The 18,463-nt window shown below is 40.6% G+C and carries 17 protein-coding genes; 9 read left to right on the forward strand and 8 right to left on the reverse strand.

From position 1 onward, the window contains the following. Positions 1–528: 528 nt before the first annotated feature. From F984_RS08695 to F984_RS08715, 5 genes are all read right to left on the reverse strand, one after another. Positions 529–1,182: a 3-oxoacid CoA-transferase subunit B gene (locus F984_RS08695; RefSeq protein ID WP_004708597.1), complete on the reverse strand. Its 654-nt coding sequence runs from the start codon at positions 1,180–1,182 to the stop codon at positions 529–531. 18 nt (positions 1,183–1,200) lie between these two features. Then, positions 1,201–1,872 (reverse strand): 3-oxoacid CoA-transferase subunit A, encoded by a 672-nt coding sequence (locus F984_RS08700; protein ID WP_004708600.1) that lies wholly within the window; start codon positions 1,870–1,872, stop codon positions 1,201–1,203. 134 nt (positions 1,873–2,006) lie between these two features. Then, positions 2,007–2,927: a catechol 1,2-dioxygenase gene (catA, locus tag F984_RS08705; protein WP_004708601.1), complete on the reverse strand. Its 921-nt coding sequence runs from the start codon at positions 2,925–2,927 to the stop codon at positions 2,007–2,009. A 160-nt stretch (positions 2,928–3,087) separates the two neighbouring features. Next, positions 3,088–3,378, reverse strand: a complete 291-nt coding sequence (catC, locus tag F984_RS08710) for a muconolactone Delta-isomerase (protein WP_000897237.1) — start codon at positions 3,376–3,378, stop codon at positions 3,088–3,090. A 23-nt stretch (positions 3,379–3,401) separates the two neighbouring features. Further along, a complete protein-coding gene (locus tag F984_RS08715; protein ID WP_004708604.1) occupies positions 3,402–4,508 on the reverse strand; it encodes a muconate/chloromuconate family cycloisomerase in 1,107 nt (368 codons plus the stop codon). A gap of 100 nt (positions 4,509–4,608) precedes the next feature. On the opposite strand from F984_RS08715, the gene F984_RS08720 reads away from it, so the two are divergent. Further along, complete coding sequence (locus F984_RS08720; protein ID WP_000423293.1) at positions 4,609–5,523, forward strand: LysR family transcriptional regulator; 915 nt, start codon at positions 4,609–4,611, stop codon at positions 5,521–5,523. An 81-nt stretch (positions 5,524–5,604) separates the two neighbouring features. Beyond that, positions 5,605–6,399: a TorF family putative porin gene (locus F984_RS08725; protein WP_004708607.1), complete on the forward strand. Its 795-nt coding sequence runs from the start codon at positions 5,605–5,607 to the stop codon at positions 6,397–6,399. A gap of 63 nt (positions 6,400–6,462) precedes the next feature. Here the strand turns inward: F984_RS08725 and F984_RS08730 are convergent, their stop codons facing one another. Both F984_RS08730 and F984_RS08735 read right to left on the reverse strand, forming a co-directional pair. After that, positions 6,463–7,179: a FadR/GntR family transcriptional regulator gene (locus F984_RS08730; RefSeq protein WP_000029961.1), complete on the reverse strand. Its 717-nt coding sequence runs from the start codon at positions 7,177–7,179 to the stop codon at positions 6,463–6,465. 84 nt (positions 7,180–7,263) lie between these two features. Then, positions 7,264–8,997 (reverse strand): IlvD/Edd family dehydratase, encoded by a 1,734-nt coding sequence (locus F984_RS08735; RefSeq protein ID WP_004708609.1) that lies wholly within the window; start codon positions 8,995–8,997, stop codon positions 7,264–7,266. 169 nt (positions 8,998–9,166) lie between these two features. On the opposite strand from F984_RS08735, the gene abaQ reads away from it, so the two are divergent. The 3 genes from abaQ to F984_RS08750 are packed head-to-tail and all read left to right on the forward strand — an operon-like array spanning position 9,167 to position 13,066. Then, positions 9,167–10,471, forward strand: coding sequence for a multidrug efflux MFS transporter AbaQ (gene abaQ, locus F984_RS08740; protein ID WP_004708611.1), 1,305 nt, complete (start codon positions 9,167–9,169; stop codon positions 10,469–10,471). A gap of 10 nt (positions 10,472–10,481) precedes the next feature. Beyond that, complete coding sequence (gene araD1 / locus F984_RS08745) at positions 10,482–11,480, forward strand: AraD1 family protein (protein ID WP_004708613.1); 999 nt, start codon at positions 10,482–10,484, stop codon at positions 11,478–11,480. Between the two features lie 11 nt (positions 11,481–11,491). Then, positions 11,492–13,066, forward strand: a complete 1,575-nt coding sequence (locus tag F984_RS08750) for an aldehyde dehydrogenase (NADP(+)) (RefSeq protein WP_004708615.1) — start codon at positions 11,492–11,494, stop codon at positions 13,064–13,066. Between the two features lie 53 nt (positions 13,067–13,119). Here F984_RS08750 and F984_RS08755 read toward each other — a convergent pair whose 3' ends face one another. After that, on the reverse strand, positions 13,120–14,016 hold the full coding sequence (locus F984_RS08755) for a hypothetical protein (RefSeq protein ID WP_004708616.1): 897 nt from the start codon (positions 14,014–14,016) through the stop codon (positions 13,120–13,122). A 318-nt stretch (positions 14,017–14,334) separates the two neighbouring features. Here F984_RS08755 and F984_RS08760 point away from each other — a divergent pair, with 318 nt between their 5' ends. The 4 genes from F984_RS08760 to F984_RS08775 all read left to right on the forward strand — a co-directional run bounded on the left by F984_RS08760 (position 14,335) and on the right by F984_RS08775 (position 18,431). Continuing rightward, positions 14,335–15,165, forward strand: a complete 831-nt coding sequence (locus F984_RS08760; RefSeq protein WP_000542615.1) for an alpha/beta fold hydrolase — start codon at positions 14,335–14,337, stop codon at positions 15,163–15,165. A gap of 157 nt (positions 15,166–15,322) precedes the next feature. Then, on the forward strand, positions 15,323–16,561 hold the full coding sequence (locus F984_RS08765) for an NADH:flavin oxidoreductase/NADH oxidase family protein (protein WP_004708619.1): 1,239 nt from the start codon (positions 15,323–15,325) through the stop codon (positions 16,559–16,561). Between the two features lie 15 nt (positions 16,562–16,576). Next, positions 16,577–17,644 carry a saccharopine dehydrogenase family protein gene (locus F984_RS08770; RefSeq protein WP_004708624.1) on the forward strand — a complete coding sequence of 356 codons (1,068 nt, stop codon included), beginning with the start codon at positions 16,577–16,579 and terminating at the stop codon, positions 17,642–17,644. A gap of 211 nt (positions 17,645–17,855) precedes the next feature. Continuing rightward, a complete protein-coding gene (locus tag F984_RS08775; RefSeq protein WP_004708627.1) occupies positions 17,856–18,431 on the forward strand; it encodes a dihydrofolate reductase family protein in 576 nt (191 codons plus the stop codon). Positions 18,432–18,463 lie beyond the last annotated feature (32 nt).

The following is an 18,463-nucleotide window of genomic DNA, read 5'->3' on the forward strand; positions in this document are numbered from 1 at the left end:
CGGATGGCATCGATGATATAAGCGTTTTTCATTCTTACATTTCCATTTTGAAATCTGTTGCTGTCATTGCTACATCGTGAAACTTTTTAGCATTTGCTGGTGCTGATCATGGTTACTAAGTTCGAAGTAGTCATGACGGAGTCTTATCGTGTTGAGTCAAATGCCAGTAGTTAATTCATGTCACTTTTTTAAAAAAGTAACCAAAAACCTTTGTTGAACAGAGGAGGCTTCCATGCCTCCCTGTCCAACGGGCGACATCCATGTCGCCTGTCACAATAGCGAATTACGGTAAAATCCAAATTAATAAACAAGAACCGCGTATTCAAAGAGTTCCATCCAGTGTTTCGCGTTGGCGACATGGATGTCGCCTCGTTACTCAGCACAACAGGGATGTTGTGTCTGAGTGACAAAGGATTTTTGTTACTTTTTATCCTTAAAAAGTAAGGTACTGCCTATACAAAGGGCTTTCGAAGACCACTATCATTTACAGGCAATGACAGTAGTAGCATTGGCTATGCTGTGTAAACTTTACCCTTGAGTTGCATCAATCAAAGTCGCACCCGTTAAAGCCTGTAACTCATCAAAGCTAAGACCTTCAACTTTCTCAATTACTTTTAAATCGTCTTTGGTCACATCAATCACACACAGGTCGGTGTAAATACGATCCACACAGTGTTTACCCGTTACCGGATAAGTCAGCTCAGCCACAATCTTTGGTTCACCTTGTTTGGTGACGTGGTCTGTAGTGATAAATACTTTCTTGGCACCAACTGCCAAATCCATCGCACCACCTACGGCAGGAATCGCATCCGGTGCACCGGTGTGCCAGTTCGCCAAGTCACCATTGGCTGCAACCTGAAAGGCACCAAGTACGGCAATATCAAGATGACCACCACGCATCATCGCAAATGAGTCACCATGGTGGAAAAAGCTGCCGCCTTCAAGCATGGTCACAAACTCTTTACCCGCATTAATCAGTTCAGGGTCTTCTTCACCTGCCGCTGGTGGTGGGCCAAATGCCAATAGGCCATTTTCAGAATGAAGGAAAATATCTTTATCGTTAGGTAAGTAGCTGGCAATTTTAGTTGGTAAGCCAATGCCCAAGTTCACATAGGCGCCATCTGGAATATCTTGTGCCACACGTTGTGCAATCTGGTCACGGCTGAGTTTCTGGTAGCTCATGTTATTTCTCCTTATTGCTTACTGTGCTGGCGCTACTTGTACAACATGCTGTACAAAGATACCCGGGGTGATGATGTGTTCAGGGTCTAATCCACCCAGCTCCACCACTTCAGAAACCTGAGCAATGGTGACATCCGCAGCCATGGCCATGATCGGGCCAAAGTTACGTGCAGATTTACGGTAAACCAGATTACCCCAGCGGTCGCCCTTATAAGCTTTAATCAGGGCGAAGTCAGCCTTGATCGGATATTCAAGTACGTAATCTTTCCCATCAATATGACGGGTTTCTTTGCCTTCAGCCAAAAGTGTTCCAAAGCCTGTTGGTGTAAACACTGCTCCAAGTCCCATACCCGCTGCCTGAATACGACAAGCCAGATTACCTTGCGGTACAACCTCAAGTTCCACCTTTCCGGCACGGTATAGTTCATCAAACACATAAGAATCTGACTGACGTGGGAAAGAGCAAATGACTTTTTTTACTGAACCGGCTTTAAGCAGTTTAGCCAGACCATAGTCACCATTACCGGCATTGTTGCTCACAATGGTTAATCCTTTAACACCGAGTTCAATCAGACCGTCAATGAGTTCAGCGGGTTGTCCTGCGGTACCAAAACCACCAATCAGAATGGTTGCACCATCTTTAATCTGCGATAAAACCTCGCTTAGTGAGGACTTACTTTTGTCAATCATGTGAGAAACCTTAGAGCATGAGGTAACGTGATGTATTACTACCGCTAAAAATTTATTGAAATTCTTAATGGTAGTAATAAATGGAGTAAATTTTGTGAGTCAAAAGCGAACTTTTAACTCACATACACTTTCAATTAAGCACTAGCGCGACGACGTTCAACTTCAGTTGAAGGAGCAGCAGCGGCTTCTTTAACCAATTCAATGTTAAATGTGATGTGTTTGAAAGCGTGATCTAAACCACGGCGTTGAATTTCAGCAGGGTCTGTTACATCTACTGCTGTTGCCACTAAACCGTCACGAGTAGCGAAGGCAAAGTCATCCCATAAGTACTCATCACCTTCAATGTTGAATTGAGTAGTTAGCTTGCGGTAACCCGGTGCAGAAACGAAGTAGTGAACGTGAGATGGACGGTTACCATGACGGCCTAACTTGTTAAGAAGAGCCTGTGTTGTACCTTCAGGAGGGCATCCATAACCAACTGGCATAGTGGTTAACGCTACATATTTACCATCTGTATCAGTGAAAATGGTACGGCGTAAGTTAAAGTCAGATTGAGACTTATCAAAGAATGAATAGTTACCTAAACTGTTGGCATGCCATACTTCAACTTTAGCATTTTCAATAATATTGCCATCCGTGTCAGTTACTTTACCTTCAATAATTAAGGTATCGATTTTGCCAGTTTCAGTTCCATCATCCATACGTGCAAAACCAACTGATTCAGGCGCGCCAGCTACATAAAGTGGACCTTCAATAGTACGTGGTGTGCCGCCAGTAACACCAGCTTTGGCATCTGCTTCATCTGCACGTAAGTCAAGATAATGTTCTAAACCTAAGCCAGCAGCCAAAAGACCAAGTTCATTTGCTTGACCTGCATCGGTAAAATATTCCAAACCTTTCCAAACTTCAGAAGGCTGGATGTCTAAATCTTCGATGGCTTGAAATAAATCCCCAAGAAGGCGCACTACAATTTGTTGAACACGTGCATCGACTTCACCTTTTGCTGTGTCGACATTCATTTGTTTTACAAGCGCATCAATTTGTTGACGGTTCATACTAAAACTCCTTAAGTATGCAATACGGTTTTGGGTGGCAGCGCTGCGGGCATTTTGTTTTGCTAGCGAATAAGTGCCGCCACGTTCCTTGTTACCTTCTGAATAATCTGCTTGGTTTATAAATGGACTTCAGAGATCACATTTAAAACATTCTTTGGATTTACGAATCATCATCACGAACAGAAGATGGGTGACGGTTCATTGCCATCACTTCAATGTCCATGTATGGATAGAGAGGTAAACCCTGTAAAATGTTGTGCAATTCTTCATTGCTCTCGACATCAAAAATGCTGATGTTCGAGTACTGGCCTGTAATTCGCCAGATATGACGCCATTTACCTTGGCGTTGTAATTCTTGCGAATAAGCTTTTTCAACGGCCTTAATTTCATTTGCTTTGTCGGCTGGCATATCAAGTGGAATATGCACATCCATACGTACATGAAATAACATGGGAAACTCCTTATCCTGTTGCCTTAACGACGTAATTTCTCAATCTTATCTTCATCAATTTCAATGCCTAAGCCCGGAGCTGTTGGCAAATGCAATTCAAAGTTTTCGTAACGTAGCGGCTCTTTTAAAATTTCTTCGGTCAGTAATAACGGACCAAATAATTCAGTACCGAACGCTAATGTTTCAAAAGTTGCAAATACATGGGCCGATGCAATACTTCCTACAGGACCTTCAAGCATGGTGCCGCCATATAGGTCGATACCAGCCAAACCAGCAATTTTGCCAACTTCACACGCTTCGATCAGGCCACCAGATTGTTCAATTTTTACGGCAAATACATCTGCACCATGATTTTTTGCAATACGGAATGCACTGTCAGGTCCAGTTAAAGCTTCATCAGCCATAATGGCTACATCAAAACGATGGGTGAGGCGAGCAAGTGCTTCGGTATTTTGAATTGCACATGGTTGTTCGATTAAATCGATTCCACCATCTTGGAGCTGTTGAATACCATGAATACATTCAAGTTCTGACCATGCACGGTTTACATCTACACGTACACTAACATCAGCGCCTAATGCTTTTTTAATCGCAATCACATGGTCAACATCTTGCTGTAAAGGACGTGCACCAATTTTAAGTTTGAACGTGTTATGGCGCTTTAGCTCAATCATTTTACGAGCTTCAGCAATATCTTTTTCCGTGTCACCAGACGCAAGCGTCCAAAGCACAGATAAACTATTACGCAGACGTCCACCTAAAACTTCGCTTAATGGCACACCTAAACGTTTGGCCTGAATATCAAGTAGGGCAGTCTGAATGGCACACTTGGCAAAGCGGTTACCATTAATATTTTTACGAATCAGTTTGAGTGTTTGTGCAACATTTAAATCTTTAACTGATGTCAGTAATGGTGCAAAGTAGGTATCAATATTGGCTTTGACACTCTCAGGACTTTCTTCACCATAGTTCAGCCCACCAATGGTGGTGGCTTCACCCCAACCGACAATACCATCCGTGGTCGTAATTTTAACGAGTACCAAAGTCTGGGTACGCATAGTAGTCACAGACAACTGGTGAGGACGGATAGTTGGAATATCCACAAGTATGGTTTCTATGGTTCTATACATGAAGTTTCAACTATTACGAACTTGTTTGTATACCATAGAAGAATGTAATAGCCTAAAATAGATATAGAACGGTATTTTAAGATACTAAAAAGGTATATTAATGGAATTAAGACATCTACGTTATTTTGTTACCGTTGTTGAAGAACAGAGTCTGACGAAAGCCGCAGAAAAGCTTTTTATTGCTCAGCCACCTTTAACACGCCAAATCAAAAAACTAGAAGAAGAATTAGGGATCGATTTATTCGAAAAAGGCTCTCGTCCATTAAAAGTAACGGAAGCAGGGCTGTTTTTTTATCAGCATGCGGTGCAAATTTTGACGCACACCGCTCAAGCTGCTTCGATGGCTAAAAAAATGAAGCTGGTCGAGAACGTTGTTAAAGTGGGTTATGTGAGTTCGCTTCTTTATGGGCGATTACCACAGGTCATTTATCTATTTAGACAAAAAAATCCTGACATTCATGTCGAGCTTATTGAATGTGGAACTAGAGATCAGGTCGAAGCCTTAAAGTTAGGAAAAATCGATTTAGGTTTTGGGCGCTTGCCAATTAGTGACCCAGCAATTAAACGGCTTTTACTTCGCAAAGAAAAATTAAAACTTGCGATTCATAAAAAACACCCATTAAGTGATTTCCAAGAGTCAGGAATTTATTTATCTCAAATTATCAATGAGACGATTTTTTCTTATCCAACCACACCTAAACCAAATTTTTCGACCACTATTCAAGCTTTATTTACCAAATTAGGTCTTGTTCCAGCCAAGCTGACTGAAGTAAGAGAAATTCATATGGCACTTGGCTTAGTGGCATCCGGTGAGGGTATTTGTATTATTCCGGAAAGTGCCTGTGATATTGGTATGAAAAATCTAACTTATTTAAATATTTTAGATTTAGAAGCTTATAGTCCCATCTCTCTATCCATGCGCAATATGGACCAAAGTTCCTATATTCCTAAAATTTTAGATTGCATTGAAGAGATCTATAGCGAAGAAGAAGTATCCAGAAATTTAAATTTATAACTTTTTAATACGTTTTAAATTGAATTATCATGTTATTTTAAAACTTTAAACCTATAGGTAATATGTAAAAGGAATTATTGAATGAGAAAAATTTTAGGTTTAGCTTCACTTATTATGTCTACTAGCGTTGTACATGCGGAACAATTAAAAGAACAAGAAAAAACTTCTCCTTATAGCGCGAATGTGACTTTTGCTAGTCAATATATTTCACGTGGTTTCCGACAAACTTGGGGTAAACCAGCCTTACAAGGTGGACTGGATTATGCTAACCCGAATGGTTTTTTTGTAGGAACTTGGGCATCAAGTGTCAGCTCTAACTATCTGCGAGATGCTTCAGTTGAATGGGATTTTTATACAGGTTATTTAAAAACAATCGATAAATTCTCGATTGGTATGTCTATTTTTTATTATTACTATCCAGGCGCTAAAAGTACACCAGAAACGGGAAGTACGAGTTATAACTATGGTGAAATTGTACCTCAAATTGGCTATGGTCCTTTAAGCCTTAAATACTTTGTGACTTACACGCCAGATTATGCTGGTTATAACTCTAAAACCATGGGTGGACCTGCTGGTAAAAGGTCAAGAGGATCAAGTTATTTAGATGTTAACTTTACTCAGCCGATCAGTGAAACTTGGACTTTTGGTGCCCACTATGGCTATGAAAAAATCAAAAACTTTTCAGAGTCGAACTTTCAAGATGTTAAAGCCGAAGTAATTAAAGATTTAGGTGATGGTTGGAGTACAGGATTAGCCTATACCAAGGCATGGGATAAAAATGCTTATTATAAAAAGTATAGCAATGGTGAGCCGGGTGCACCTATTTCAAATCCAATTGATTCAACTTTTACAGTCTCTGTAAAAAAAGTTTTCTAATTTATAAATAAAAAAGCCTGATCACTTTTTGTTATCAGGCTTTAAAAAATTTCATATAAAAAATTATTTTTTAATTAAATCATACGCCATCTTAGTGTCATCTAGCTGAACGAGTGAAGCATGGCGAGCAGAGAGCGGATCTTTATTTTCAATTGCTGTCAAAATTGCTTTATGTCTTGGTAGCGAATGGCCTTGCAAATTTGGACGTAGGCTTGTCACTTGAATTGATTGCTGCAAAGGTAAAACCAACATTTTTGACATATAAGCCAATAAATCATTATGCGTTGCTTTAGCAATTGCTAAGTGAAACTGAATATCGGGTTCTATAAACTCTTCAACTGTTGTCGCTTTTTCCATGCCTTCATAGGCTTGTTTAATGCGCTCAATATCCTCTTCATTTGCTGTACTTGCCGCGATATAAGCAAGCTCTGGTTCTAAAACTCGTCGTACAGTAGAAAGGGTTTTAAAAAATTCATGTTCAGGTGTCGTTTGAATCAACCAAAACAATACATCCGGATCGAGTAAATGCCATTCTTCTTTCGGTCTAACCACAGTCCCGATTTTAGGTCTTGAGTAAGTTAAACCTTTAGCATTTAAAACACGGATGGCTTCGCGAAAGACAGGGCGGCTGACTTTATATTCTTCACATAAATCAACTTCACTTGGGAGTTTTTCATTTTCTGAGATTTCTCCAGAAACGATTTTTAATCCCAATTGTTGAACAATTAATGCATGTTGGCTTTTGCTTGGAATAGGATTTTTATAGTCAGCTTTACTCATATTTCACTATTACGACATGTTGAATATCCTATGGTATAGATGACCTTGTGTTTTAACAAGATCATCTTTTTTCAAGAATAAATATTAATGAGAATGACGTGGAACTTCCGAGCCACGGCAACCTACCAAGAAATCAAAATCACAGCCTTCATCGGCTTGTAAAACATGTTCTACATAGAGCTTACGGTAACCGCCAATAAAACTTGGTGGAGCTGGAGGCGCTAAATTTTCAAGACGTTGCTGAAGTTCTTCATCACTCACTTCTAGGTGAAGTTTTCCAGCATAGGCATCAAGTTCAATAAAGTCACCATTTTGAACTACAGCCAAAGGCCCACCTGCCATGGCTTCTGGAGCAACATGCAAAACTACAGTGCCATAAGCTGTTCCACTCATACGTGCGTCGGAAATACGGACCATGTCGGTAATGCCTTTGGCTAAAATTTTTGGTGGCAGCCCCATATTTCCTACCTCGGCCATGCCCGGATAGCCTTTAGGGCCGGCATTTTTCATCACAAGAATACAAGTTTCATCGACATCTAGATCTGGGTCATTAATACGGGCTTTATAATCATCGAAGTTTTCAAATACGACTGCACGGCCACGGTGTTTCATCAGTTCCGGTGTAGCAGCAGACGGTTTAAGCACCGCACCTTTAGGCGCTAAATTTCCGCGTAAAATACACATGCCGCCATCTAGTCGAATTGGGTTATCTATTTTCCGAATCACTTCATCGTTATAAATAGGTGATTGCTGACAATTTTCCCAAATAGTTTGTCCGTTTACGGTTAAAGCTTGAGGATGTGGTAAGAGATTGGCTTCACCCATGCGATGAATTACGGCTGGCAAGCCGCCGCTATAATAGAACTCTTCCATTAAAAAACGGCCCGATGGCAGTAAGTCGACAATGGTTGGCATGCTGCGGCCAACACGGTTCCAGTCATCGAGTTGTAAATCAACCCCAATGCGTCCAGCAATTGCTTTTAAGTGAATTACGGCATTGGTTGAACCACCAATAGCTGCATTGACTTTAATGGCATTTTCGAAGGCTTCTTTAGTTAAAATTTTAGAAAGGCGTAAATCTTCATGGACCATATCAACAATACGCATACCAGAAAGATGAGCCAACACATAACGGCGAGAATCTACCGCTGGAATGGCCGCATTGTGGGGTAAGGAAGTACCTAAGGCTTCAGCCATACATGCCATGGTAGATGCGGTGCCCATGGTGTTACATGTACCAGCTGAGCGAGACATACCAGACTCGGCAGATAAAAATTCATTTAAATCAATTTTGCCTGCTTTGAGTTCTTCATGCATTTGCCAAACGATAGTACCTGCACCAATGTCTTTACCTTTATGCTTACCATTCAGCATTGGACCACCAGTCACTACAATGGCTGGAATATCACAACTTGCAGCTCCCATTAATAATGCAGGTGTGGTTTTGTCACAACCTGTCAGTAACACCACACCGTCAATAGGGTTACCACGAATCGCTTCTTCGACATCCATACTGGCTAAGTTACGGGTAAACATGGCGGTAGGACGTAAATTCGACTCACCATTTGAAAATACAGGAAACTCAACAGGGTAGCCGCCCGCTTCTAAAATCCCTTTTTTTACGTGTTCGGCAATTTTTCGAAAATGCGCATTACATGGGGTGAGTTCAGACCATGTATTACAAATCCCAATAATAGGCTTGCCTTGAAACTCATGATCTGGAATTCCTTGGTTCTTCATCCAGCTACGATACATAAAGCCATTTTTATCCGTTGTACCAAACCAGGCAGCCGAACGAAGAACTTGTTTGTTATTCATACAAATTTCCCTATATAGTATTACTATTAGAATTAATTGAATTAAAAATACACTATAAATTTTATTTTTAAAAGGTTTGAAATTTAAATAGTATTACTATATTTTAAATTGAAAGGATAATTCACGAGCAAGATGCTCTATAAGTAAATAATAGGAAATGGAGTCGAACATGGATTTCGAAAAGGATGTAATACGGACGGTCACGTTTAAGCTGATACCTGCATTAGTCATACTATATCTGGTGGCATACATTGATCGGGCCGCTGTCGGATTTGCCCATTTGCATATGGGTGCCGATGTAGGAATTGGTGATGCTGCCTATGGTATAGGAGCTGGCTTATTTTTTATTGGATATTTTCTTTTTGAAGTTCCAAGTAATTTGCTTTTAGACAAATTTGGTGCTCGTAAATGGTTTACCCGCATTTTATTAACATGGGGCCTCATCACCATGGCCATGGCGCTTATTCAAGGCCCTAAAAGTTTTTATCTCTTAAGGTTTTTACTCGGTGTAGCAGAGGCAGGTTTTTTCCCTGGTGTTTTATACCTAATTACACAGTGGTATCCGGTGCGACATCGCGGAAAAATTATGGGAATGTTTGTGCTTTCACAACCGATTGCCATGATGATTGCAGGGCCTTTAGCGGGTCTATTACTTGGAATGGATGGCATTGCAAATTTACACGGCTGGCAATGGTTGTTCGTTGCAGTTGGCCTGCCTGCGGTTTTATTGGCTTTACCGACATTTCTGTGGCTACCCGATAACATTGATAAAGTGAAATGGTTAAGCATTGAACAAAAACAATGGCTTAAAAATGAACTCGTTAAAGATGAAGCTGAATATGACCAAACCCGACATGCTAATCCATTACATGCCTTAAAAGACAAACGCGTACTTTTATTAGCACTCTACTATTTACCAGTAACTTTAAGTATTTATGGTTTAAATCTCTGGCTTCCTACCATTATTAAGCAATTTGGCGGAGGTAGTGATATTCAAATTGGGTTCTTATCTAGCATTCCCTATATTTTTGGAATTATTGGACTTCTCATTATTCCACGTAGTACTGACCGCCTGAACGATCGTTACGGACACTTAAGTTTTCTATATGCACTAGGTGCTTGTGCAATGTTTTTAAGTGGTTGGCTAAATTCTCCGGTTATGCAGTTAGTAGCTTTGGCTGTAGTTGCGTTCTGTCTATTTTCATCAACTGCCGTGTTTTGGACATTACCGGGTCGTTTCTTAACAGGTGCAAGTGCAGCGGCTGGTATTGCCTTAATTAACTCTGTTGGAAATTTAGGTGGCTATGTCGGGCCATTTGGTATCGGACTGTTAAAAGAATACACGGGAAATATGGCTGCTGGTTTGTATTTCTTATCTATTGTCATGCTTTTTGGCTTGATTTTAACCTACATCGTCTATGCCAAGCTCGAACGTCAAAAAACACAAACAGTGAATATTCAAAAGCCTTTGTAAGGAATAAAACATGCAAATTATTCAATTTGAGAATCGTGCAAATCAACGTGCCGTCGCCAAAGTAGAAGGCAACATGGCATATCCGGTTAAAGATATTCAATCGGTTCGTGATTTAGCACTTTTAGCAAGCCGCAATAAAGTTTCACTGGAACAACAAGTTGAGGCGTTAGGGTTTGAGTCCGAAACTTATGATTATTCATCGTTATTAGCAGACTTAAAGGTATTGCCGCCTTTAGATCATCCAGATCCAACACATTGTTTAATTTCCGGTACAGGCTTAACCCATTTAGGTTCTGCATCTGCACGCGACAAAATGCATCAACAAAATTTAAGTGATGACAGCTCGGTGACCGACACCATGCGAATATTTCAATGGGGGCTACAAAAGGGGCGTCCAGCAGAAGGTCAGATCGGGGCACAGCCAGAATGGTTTTATAAAGGCGATGGTTCAATTGTGGTAAGACCGGGAGCTGAATTACCTTTACCACCATTTGCCGAAGACGGCGGCGAAGAACCTGAAATCGCAGGCCTCTATGTTATTGGAGAAGACCTAAAGCCTTACCGAATCGGGTTTGCGCTGGGTAATGAATATTCTGACCATGTAATGGAGCGTCGTAATTATTTATATCTGGCCCATTCAAAATTGCGTTTTTGTAGTTTTGGTCCAGCTTTACGGACAGGCGAATTACCAAAACATTTAGTCGGAACCAGCCGTTTGCGCCGTGATGGACAAATCATTTGGGAAAAAGAGTTTTTGTCAGGTGAAGACAATATGTGTCATAGCTTGGCAAATCTCGAATATCACCACTTTAAGTATCAACAATTCTTAAAAGCAGGCGATGTTCATATCCATTATTTCGGTACAGCGACTCTATCTTTTGCCGATGGTATTCAAGCACAAGTTAATGATGAGTTTGAAATAGAAATGAAAGAGTTTGGTTATCCACTCAAAAACAAACTTGCTCATATGCAACCCGAGTTACCGATCGGTTCAGTTATTACTCTCTAAGGAATATAAAAATGGTCATTGGACACAACTTTATTGGCGGTTCACGTAGCGCACAAAGTACAAGCTTATTGAAAAGTGTAAATGCAACAACGGGCGAAACTTTGCCTTATGAGTTTCACCATGCAACCGAGCAAGAGGTTAATCAGGCCTGTGAAGCAGCCAGTCAAGCGTTTAAGACTTACCGCCATACGTCTCCTGAACAGCGTGGTATTTTTCTAGAAAATATTGCCGATGAACTCGATGCATTAGGTACAGATTTTCTTGAAATCGTTTCACAGGAAACCGCTTTGCCACTTGCTCGCTTGCAAGGTGAACGTGCCCGTACCAGTGGACAAATGCGTTTATTTGCCAAAGTGCTGCGCCGTGGTGACTTTTTAGGGGCCCGTATTGATACTGCTTTACCAGAGCGTCAGCCTTTACCACGCCCAGATCTACGCCAGATTAAAATCGGTGTTGGCCCTGTTGCAGTCTTTGGGGCAAGTAACTTTCCTTTAGCATTCTCAACTGCGGGTGGTGACACTGCTTCGGCACTAGCGGCTGGATGTTCGGTAGTAGTAAAAGCCCATAGTGGACATATGGCCACAGCAGACTTTGTAGCGCAGGCAATTGAACGTGCTGTAGAAAAATCGAATATGCCTAAAGGTGTGTTTAACATGATCTACGGTAATGGTGTAGGTGAACCACTGGTTAAGCATCCTTTAATTCAGGCTGTAGGTTTTACGGGTTCATTGCGAGGTGGTCGTGCTTTATGTGACATGGCCGCAGCCCGTCCACAACCGATTCCTGTATTTGCTGAAATGAGCAGCATTAACCCAATGCTGATGTTGCCAGAAGCCTTAAAAAACCGCGGTGAAAAAATTGCACAGGACTTGGCTGATTCGGTGGTTTTAGGCTGTGGTCAGTTCTGTACCAATCCGGGTTTAATCTTGGGTATTAAATCAGCTGAATTTACCCAACTCATTAGCAACCTAACCGACATTATGGGGGCTAAACCTGCGCAGACTATGCTCAATGCCGGCACTTTAAAAAGTTATACCGCTGGTCTTGAGCACTTAACCGAGCATCAAGGTATTAAGCATTTGACAGGTCAAACTCAACAAGGCAATCAGGCTCAGCCGCAATTATTTAAAGCTGATGTTGAGTTGTTACTGGCAGGTGACCAGCTTCTGCAAGAAGAAATCTTTGGGCCAACCACAGTCATTATTGAAGTTGAAGATAAGGCCCAACTCATTCAGGCGCTACAAAGCATGAATGGTCAACTGACTGCGACTTTAATTGCCGATGAAACTGACTTAACCGAGTTTGCAGATGTAGTTCCTGTACTAGAAGAAAAAGCCGGTCGATTACTTATAAATGGCTACCCAACGGGTGTTGAGGTTTGTGATGCGATGGTACACGGCGGGCCATACCCAGCCACTTCAGATGCAAGAGGCACCTCAGTTGGAACCTTGGCCATTGACCGTTACTTAAGACCTGTGTGTTACCAGAACTATCCGCAAAGTTTATTGCCAGAAGCCTTAAAAGACAGCAACCCGTTGCAGATTTTAAGACTGGTGAATGGTGAGATGACTAGAGAAGCAATCTAAAAAAATAAAAGAGACCACGTGATGGTCTCTTTTTTATATTTCAAATAATAAATCTATAGCGGAGTAGGCAAATGAAGAACGACTTGCGCATCTTCTATAACATCTAAACGCAAAATTTTTGAAGCACCTAGTTCATTTAATAGCTTTGTTAAAGGGCCTTCATTTTTCACTAATCTTACTTTCTTTGGAAAAAGCTTTTGCGCGAAAGAAAGAATGTTGGATTGAACCTCTGTCTGGTGCCATTTGCCATCAACAACATGTAGCATGGTTGCTTTATTGATATGTGTTTCAGAGTCAACATGTTTTAAAGTGGGGACAGCAGTCTCTAAACTTAAATCTAACTTACCATTAAGATCAAAAATATTGGCTTGAACGCTTTTTGAGTTAATGTTCACGTCAATTTTAGTCAGCCATTTTGGTAACTGGTAACCATATACACCACGTACTCTGGCAATTTCTGTATCGACAGGTAACGCCAAAACATGTGCATAAAAATGACGTTGACGTATCGATTTGATTAGTTCTGCAATATGTGGTCCGCGAGCGTTAGGCTTGCGTACCACAATCGCAATCGACACTTCGTTATAAGGGTCATTGTCACAAACCGAATAGGTAAAGAACGTAACAGCGACCAACCCATAACCCGGGAAGGGCTGTAATGGTGTTAAGTCAGCAGGAAGTTTTGCTTTAATCTGTTTAATAGGCGCAAGCATCAGCAGTTGCACATTTGCGCTACGATAATAAAAGTTGGGTGCCCAAACAGGACCTACACGGGACTCCACAATTTTTTTAGGAATATGACGGAAAAAGTCGATATTACCAGCAGCAGGGTCTTGAGCGACTTCATCTAAATCGGGATTCATTCTAAAACGGTCATAATAACCACCTTTAGGTACTTTGATTTTTTGTTGTCCAAATTCAACCTCAGTAAATTGTTGTTTTATATCCATGAAAATTCACCTTTACATTAATTGACCGAGTATCTAATGCTTGTCCATATGAAGACGTGTTAATTTAGAACCACTACAGAAACTATAAGTTTAAAGTTCACTTTAAAGTCAAGATTTTAATTTTGATGGCTAAAGGCTTTGACATTTAAATGAAATAAAAAAGGGGAAAGATGAGAAGAGTTTAAGGCCGTGCTTTCATATAAATTTTATTTTAAAAATACAATTAAAGTAATTGACCTTAAAGTTAACTTTAAGCTTAGTATCAATATTCAAATTTTATAACCAATCTATAAGTAGTTTTTTAGCAGGAGAACAAAGATGGGATATGTAACGACAAAAGACGGTGTAGAGATTTTTTATAAAGATTGGGGACCACGTGATGCCCAAGTTCTATTTTTTCATCATGGTTGGCCTTTGAGTTCAGACGATTGGGATACACAATTGCTTTTTTTCCTTAAAGAAGGTTTTCGTGTAGTTGCTCATGACCGCCGTGGACATGGGCGTTCGAGTCAGGTATGGGATGGTCACGATATGGACCATTATGCAGATGATGTGGCAGAAGTGGTTAAACATCTGAACATTAAAAATGCAATTCATATTGGCCATTCAACAGGTGGTGGTGAAGTGGCTCACTATATTGCACGTCATGGTCAAGAAAACGTTAAGAAAGCTGTTCTTGTCAGTGCAGTACCACCGCTTATGGTTAAAACTGAAAATAATCCTGAAGGTTTACCAAAAGAAGTTTTTGATGACCTTCAAAATCAGGTTCTCACCAACCGTGCACAATTTTTCCGAGACCTTCCATCTGGCCCATTCTATGGTTTTAACCGACCAGATGCGAAACCATCTGAAGGTATTATTGCTAACTGGTGGCGTCAGGGTATGACAGGCAGTGCAAAAGCACATTACGATGGTATTGTGGCATTCTCACAAACTGACTTTACCGAAGATTTAAAGAAAATCACTATTCCTGTTTTGGTATTACATGGTGACGACGACCAGATCGTGCCTTATAAGACGTCTGGTGTGAAATCTGCTGAGTTACTTCAAAATAGCCAACTCAAAATCTACCCAGGTTTTTCTCACGGTATGTTAACCGTAAATCATGAAGTGATTAATGCGGACTTATTGGCATTTATTCGTGAATAATTTAAAGCCATAAACTTAAAAAAGAGGCCATTAAGTGCCTCTTTTTTATTTATAAACAATTGAAATTAAAAATAATAAATAGAGAAATAATAAAAGGTATTGACATTAAAGTTAGCTTTAATCTTAAAGTAAAGCCATACTGAATGAGGTCATTCCAATGAAAGTGTTCGAAAAATTAGTATTCCCAAATGGCTCATATGTTCCTAACCGTATTGCTAAAGCGGCAATGGAAGAAAATATGGCTGATTTAAACCATGCACCATCAGAAGAATTAATGCGTTTATATCAGGCTTGGGCAAATGGTGGCGTAGGTCTAATCATTACAGGAAATGTGATGGTAGACCGCCGAGCGATGACTGGACCGGGCGGCGTCGTGCTTGAAGATGAAAAGCATCTAGATACTTTCAAAAAATGGGCACAAATTAGCCGTTCCAAAGGTGCTCAGGTTTGGCTTCAAATTAACCATCCGGGTCGACAAATGCAAGCTAACCTAGGTCAGCAGACTTGGGCGCCATCAGCTATTTCACTAGATCTTGGCAAAATGTCAAATCGCTTTAACACACCAATTGAAATGACTGAATCCATGATTGCAGAAGTGATTCAGCGTTTTGCAAACACGGCACGTTTAGGTGAAAAAGCAGGATTTACTGGTGTGGAAATTCATGCAGCACATGGGTATTTATTAAGCCAGTTTCTTTCTCCACTGAGCAATAAACGCCAAGATCGTTGGGGCGGTTCTTTAGAAAACCGCGCTCGTATTTTAATTGAGATTGTGGAAGCGGTTCGTAAAGTGGTTTCGCCACAGTTTACGGTTGCAGTGAAACTAAATTCAGCCGATTTTCAGCGTGGCGGTTTTAGCGCTGAAGATGCTCAGCAAGTGGTTAAAATGTTAAATGAGCATGCAGTCGATTTGGTTGAACTTTCAGGTGGTAGCTATGAAGCGCCTGCAATGCAAGGTCAGGCACGTGATGGTCGTACACTTGCCCGTGAAGCTTACTTTTTAGAATTTGCACAAGAAATTCGTAAAGTTGCCAAAATGCCTGTTATGGTGACAGGTGGCATACGCCGTAAACAAGTGGCAGAAAAAGTAATTGAAAGTGGTGTAGATATGGTCGGTATTGCCACAGCTTTAGCCATTGAACTTAATTTGCCAAATGCTTGGAAACAAGGCCAAAATATTTCACCTGAACTCAAACCAATTACATGGGAAAATAAAACATTGGCTTCACTTGCCAATATGGCTGTGGTCAAATTCCAGTTACGTAATTTAAGTGCTGGTAAAAAAACAAAACCAAATGTTTCACCAGCTTGGGCTTTAATTTTGCAACAATCAGCGATGTCATGCCGTACTCGCCAGTATAAAAAAGGCATGCGTGATTATTCATTTGCTTTTTAAAAAGTGAGTTGTGTTATGACAAATCTTAACGATTCAAACTGGTTAATTTATGGAGCAAATGGCTACACGGGCGAATTAATCGCTCGTGAAGCTGTACGCCAAGGTCTAAAACCGACTTTGGCTGGCCGTAACAAAGCTAAGGTTGAAGCACTTGCTCAAGAGTTGGGGCTTGACTATAAAGCTTTTGGGCTTGATAACGTAGATGCAATAAGTGAGCAACTCCAAGGTTTTAAACTGGTTATGCACTGTGCAGGGCCATTTTCAGCAACATCAAAACCCATGATGGAAGCTTGTATAAAAGCTGGTGCTCACTATTTAGATATTACTGGTGAAATTGCTGTATTTGAATTGGCACAGTCACTGAACAGCCAAGCCGAAAAAGCCGATATTGTGCTTTGTCCGGGTGTGGGTTTCGATGTCATTCCAACAGACTGTGTTGCTGCTGCCTTGAAAGAAGCACTGCCAGATGCGACCCATTTAGCGCTTGGTTTTGACTCTAGAACTGGGTTTTCACCGGGTACAGCCAAAACAAGTACAGAAGGCATGGCCGAAGGTGGAAAAATTCGTAAAAACGGAAAAATTATCACTGTTCCATTAGCACATTATGTCCGGACTATTGATTTTGGTGACGGTAAAAAAAGTGCCATGAGTGTTCCTTGGGGGGACGTATCTACAGCGTTCTATACAACCGGCATTCCAAACATTGAGGTGTTTGTACCTGCATTTCCTAAAATGATTTTTGGCGCGAAAATGCTGAACTATGTACGCCCAGTATTAAAAATCAATGCTGTGCAGAAGTTTATTAAATCACGTATTGAAAAAACGGTTGTGGGACCAAATGAGGAGCTTCGAGCGAAAGTACCTACCTATGTTTGGGGTGAAGCAAGAAATGCGCGTGGGGAAATCAAAACTGCCCGTATTCAAACGGAAAACGCCTATAGTCTTACCGTAAATGGCTCACTGACTGTGGTGAATTATTTACTCAGAAATACCGTTAAAGGCGGTACATATACACCCGCAAAACTGATGGGCTATAAGCTAGTGACCGAGTTGCCGGGTTCTGGCCCGCTAGTCATTACGTAACCAAGCCTTTATTAAAACAGTACGTTTATAGATAACCCGAATAAGGAGCCATTCTTGTTCGGGTCATTTATATAATTTATAAATATTTCATGAAGATATAGAGCTACATACATACAAGAAAAATCAGAAAACAAAACACTCCATAAGAAATCATTTAAATTGAATATACTAAAAAACGATAAATCTTTTTCATAACAAAGGAATGAGAATAATGAGAAAACTCATACTGTTTCTACATGCATCGCTTGATAGTTTTGTCGAAGGACCAAATGGGGCAATGGACATAGGTTGGATTGCTTATGATGCCGATTTGGCAAATCATGCAAAAGAAATCTTGAGTACTGCGGATACAGTGATTTGGGGACGTGCGACTTACCAGATGATGCATAATTATTGGCCAACTATGCTTTCAAACCCCGAAGCTTCGGAGCATGAACGAAATCATGCTGAGTGGATTGAAAAGACAGAAAAAATCGTTTTTTCAACCACCTTAGATACAGTTGAATGGAATAATTCCAGACTAGTCAAAGACCATGTTGAAGAAGAAATTAATAAGCTCAAGCAGCAACCGGGCAAGGATATGGTGATTTTGGGGAGTCCACGGTTTGCACACTATCTCATGCAACTTGGTTTAATTGATGAATATAAAATTACGGTTTCGCCCGTTTTAATTGGTAGTGGCTTGCCACTATTCCAAGGTATTCAGCAAAAGACCAATCTTAAACTTATTGAAAATAAAACTTTTGCTTCTGGTGCGATAGCTCTTCACTATCAAAAGGTTGGTTAGTTTTTTCTATAATATTTATATGAAAAAGACGG

The sequence above is a fragment of the Acinetobacter nosocomialis NIPH 2119 genome, assembly GCF_000368085.1.
In the GTDB taxonomy this organism is placed as follows: domain Bacteria; phylum Pseudomonadota; class Gammaproteobacteria; order Pseudomonadales; family Moraxellaceae; genus Acinetobacter; species Acinetobacter nosocomialis.